Source organism: Psychrobacter sp. Ps2 (genome assembly GCF_022129405.1).
Classification (GTDB): Bacteria; Pseudomonadota; Gammaproteobacteria; order Pseudomonadales; family Moraxellaceae; genus Psychrobacter.
This window is the reverse complement of sequence record NZ_JADQAM010000016.1, coordinates 1-1,346: the sequence shown is the minus strand read 5'-3', so window position 1 is coordinate 1,346 and position 1,346 is coordinate 1. Positions and strand designations below refer to the sequence as shown.

Annotated in this window: 1 protein-coding gene; it reads left to right on the top strand. The window is 44.1% G+C overall.

Going from position 1 to position 1,346, the window contains the following annotated elements; translation table 11 throughout:
• Positions 1 to 201 precede the first annotated feature (201 nt).
• The coding region (locus tag I3254_RS00745) for a MobA/MobL family protein (RefSeq protein WP_238050487.1) at positions 202 to 1,346 on the top strand (1,145 nt) is incomplete at its 3' end.

Sequence of the window (1,346 nt, the reverse complement as noted above, 5' to 3'; positions counted from 1 at the left end):
ATGCAAGGTAGTAAAATACACAAGACCACATCGTTTCGTGGGCGCAGTAGTATTTTAACCCTCTGTTAAGAGCGAACTTAGGAGTTTGTGTAAAAAAGACCCACAAGGGGTACTGTTTTTTTACATAAACTCCGTCGTCCGGCAGGGGGCGAACCCCCTACAACCCCCAAGAAAACATTTTTCAATTCCGGATTTTTTGCTATGAATAATAAAGGGTTTCACCTGTCGGTTAGCGCCGTTAGTAAGGCGAAAAATCATAGCGTGGTGGCAAAGTCGGCTTATAATTCTGGCTCAAAACTGGTTGATGAGCAGTCAGGAGTCGTCCACGATTACACCAGTAAAGCTAAAGACAAAATCTTAAATTTAGTGGACAGTGATGGTACTAAATACACGCAAGTTATTGAGAAAAATGTGATGCATACGGCGTTGATAACGCCAACTCTTGCTGGGGATCTAGCAGTGACACGTGAGGGTTTTTGGAATGATATCGAACGCATTGAGACTCGTAAAAACGCGCAATTGGGTACTGAGATTGATGTGATGTTTCCTGATGGGATCACCGCGGATCAGCGTATAGTTCTGGTCGAGCGCTACGCTCAAACCTTATCTGATCGTTATAACGTGCTTGTCGATGTGGCCATTCATCGGCCCCACAGTCACGAGAAACATGTGGGGGAGGTTGAAGTGGTTGAGCTGACCAGTCGTAACTTTCATGCCCATATTTTACTCTCAAGCCGTGAGATAGTAGCGGATGTTGAGGGTTATGCTTTATCAGCACGCAAGAATTGGTTGCAGTGGTCAACGGAGGAGCGGTTATCTAAGGGGTTAAACGGACGCGGCGATGAGCTTAAATATCAACGCACCCTTTGGGCGGATATGGCCAATGAGCTACTGCCTAAGAATAAAACCATTAGTGAGAAATCCTACCGTGAGCTGGGCATCAATCGTTTGCCAAAAATGAAACTGGGTAAATCACTATATAAGGATATTCTCAAAGGCAATCGTTCAGTGATTCACGAATACAACGAGACGATTGATGAGATCAATGCTTACATTGAAAAAAATGGTTTAGTAATTGAGTACGACGACAAGGGACGTATTGACCTAGAAAGCAATGAACAAGAGGTTAACGGCGTCACAATACATTATAAAAAGCGTAAACCCTTTGCGCGAATTGAGCTCAGTAATATCCGATTTGTAGATCCTGCCGTTGAACTTGAACCCGCTATCCCTAAAAGTAACAGTCAGACGCATAGTGATGCGGCCAATGATCACGCACTTGATGAGCTTTTAGCAATCTCAGCCGACTTTGTGAGTCAAAAAAAGATGGTACGCAGCGCCTTATT